Below are 2,138 nucleotides of genomic sequence, written 5' to 3'. Positions count from 1 at the left end.
AAATTTTCCCAAACGAGGGCTATTGGAATACGCAAAAAGGGGGCGCGATGCCCGAAGACAAATCTCGCAAGCGAGCCATTATACTAGAAGCAGCCAAAATCGCACCTAAAATTATACCTATATATTCTCATAGATATATGCCGTGTCTTAAATTACCGGATCCGCCGGTCTTATCTATACACTATACCGATGTCATCTATTATGGGAAAAATTTATATGACTACTTTTTGAGGGAATTTAGCAAAAATCCTCTTGAGCCGGTCGGAAAATGCCCGTATGTGCCTTTTTGGTCTGATTTATACTAAAATTTAATAAAGGCAAGTTTGCGTTAATCTACGCTTATTTGATTTTTAGAATTTAAAGAAAATATGCGTTAGCATAGTTAGGGTGGGGAAAAATGATAGAAGCAGTGATTGACTTTGATGAGTTACAAAAAGACAGAAGATATATTGATGAGTGGCATAATTATTGCCCCAAAGAAATAGAGCATAAGTTATACTCCTATCTATCTGAAAAGTTAGCCTTGCCGCTGCGTATCGGTCCTGATGCATTCGCGGACTTCTTTTGGTTTCTACGATTTAAAGAATGGAAAGACTACAGCGAGGAAGAATGGGAGCAATATGAAGATAAGGACGAATGGGAAAGCTATAGCGAATACATCGAAGAAAAAGAAGAAAACTCACGATACGGTTTAAAAAATAAGCAAGGCGTTCGAGACGATTTAAAGTTGATTTTCTTAAATTTTAATGCATTTAAGAAAAAATACAGCGATTTGACTAGGCAGTTGCTAGACGTGATAAAATTTACGCTCTCGGAGACCGCCAAATACCCAGATCACGATAACTTGCTTGATATTAAAATAGAAATTAGAAGCTAGAAGATTATGAAGCGGCTACGAGAAATAAATTTGAGGAAAGCGGCGAATGAGATATAACGATCTGATATTTTTAAATTTATTTCGTAATTACAAAGATGAATTTGCCGGAGTCGGTCGGCGCGACTTTGTAATTTATTTGGAAGAACTGATTAAGGCTGGAGAATATGGTATAGCGCTGGAAGATTTTTTAGTTCAAATGTATGAATATGATATAAAAATTTCTTCTAACGACTTAACAATTATAAAAAATTTATGCGAAGGCGTGAATATAGGTAGTGATTTATGGTCAGTTCTAAGCATTAGAGCGGCGGGCGATTAAAATATACCTAAAAGGGCTCATTGTGATAGAGGAATATATAAAAATAATAGAGGATTTTTTGCAAAATAGAATCAACGTATTTGAATTCGAAAAGATATATTGGGATAAATTTATGAATGATAAAAATTTCCCCGATGAATATTATGAGCCGCTAAATAGGCTTCTTACGGACATCGATGAATTCGAACCGGACGAAGAGCTAAAAGGCGATGATACGGTAGGAGATTTATTAAGCGAAGAGGATTTAAGGAAGTGTGCGGGAAAAGCTTTAAAACAAATTGCACTTTTAAAATAGTAGTTTTTTAAAATGATAATTTCTGCGAGAATTTTAAAAATATATTACGATATAATGCGGGCAAAACCCACATCCCAATAAAAGGAAACCCAAATGCGAATTAACGGAAAAGAGATATTTGAGAAAGGCGGTCTTATGTTTTATTTAAGCCGAATGGCTTCTTTGGAACATCAAGATAAATATCTAGTGCATGCCACAGCTAAATCTTACGAAGACCCATCAGAAATGGCGGAACTACTATGTGATGAATGCTGGCGAGCCCTTGACGAAAAATTTGAATTCTGCTTCTTACCCTATGAAAGAGAGATCTTAAAAGAGCTTGCAGAGCTTATTTATAAATACTTTAAAGATCAAAGCCTGCTAGAAGGAGATACCTACGATTATCTAGTCTATCAGAACAAATCCTGGATAGAGGTCAGAGAATTAGCTTTAAAAACTTTACATATTTTCGGATATGATTTAGGTGACTTTGACCTATATTAAGCTCACGGAGCAGCACTTAAATAAAAAGGAAACCCAAATGCAAATTGACGGAAGAGAGATATTCTACAAAGGTAGTCTTATGTTTTATCTATGGCGAATGGCCTCTTTGGAATATCAGGATAAATATATTATTCATCCCACAATCGAGGCATATGAGGATCCGT

General features: G+C 35.6%; 4 protein-coding genes and 1 pseudogene. All 5 read left to right on the top strand.

The annotated features are described in order from the left end of the window. A pseudogene (locus tag Q0620_RS09355) lies at positions 1–305 on the top strand (hypothetical protein); the annotation flags it as partial. A gap of 92 nt (positions 306–397) precedes the next feature. After that, a complete protein-coding gene (locus Q0620_RS09350) occupies positions 398–877 on the top strand; it encodes a hypothetical protein (protein ID WP_298784727.1) in 480 nt (159 codons plus the stop codon). Between the two features lie 46 nt (positions 878–923). After that, positions 924–1,196: a hypothetical protein gene (locus Q0620_RS09345; protein ID WP_298784725.1), complete on the top strand. Its 273-nt coding sequence runs from the start codon at positions 924–926 to the stop codon at positions 1,194–1,196. 22 nt (positions 1,197–1,218) lie between these two features. After that, on the top strand, positions 1,219–1,491 hold the full coding sequence (locus Q0620_RS09340; protein ID WP_297895383.1) for a colicin immunity domain-containing protein: 273 nt from the start codon (positions 1,219–1,221) through the stop codon (positions 1,489–1,491). A gap of 93 nt (positions 1,492–1,584) precedes the next feature. Continuing rightward, a complete protein-coding gene (locus Q0620_RS09335) occupies positions 1,585–1,974 on the top strand; it encodes a phytanoyl-CoA dioxygenase (protein WP_298784723.1) in 390 nt (129 codons plus the stop codon). Positions 1,975–2,138: the final 164 nt, after the last annotated feature.

It is taken from the genome of uncultured Campylobacter sp. (assembly GCF_938017615.1).
Classification (GTDB): Bacteria; Campylobacterota; Campylobacteria; order Campylobacterales; family Campylobacteraceae; genus Campylobacter_B.
The sequence above is the reverse complement of the archived record's forward strand: the minus strand, read 5'-3'. Positions and strand labels throughout refer to the sequence as shown.

Coding starts and splice junctions, on each gene's coding strand:
- Q0620_RS09335 (WP_298784723.1), top strand. CDS start 1,585: ATGCGAATTAACGGAAAAGAGATATTTGAGAAAGGCGGTCTTATGTTT.
- Q0620_RS09350 (WP_298784727.1), top strand. CDS start 398: ATGATAGAAGCAGTGATTGACTTTGATGAGTTACAAAAAGACAGAAGA.
- Q0620_RS09345 (WP_298784725.1), top strand. CDS start 924: ATGAGATATAACGATCTGATATTTTTAAATTTATTTCGTAATTACAAA.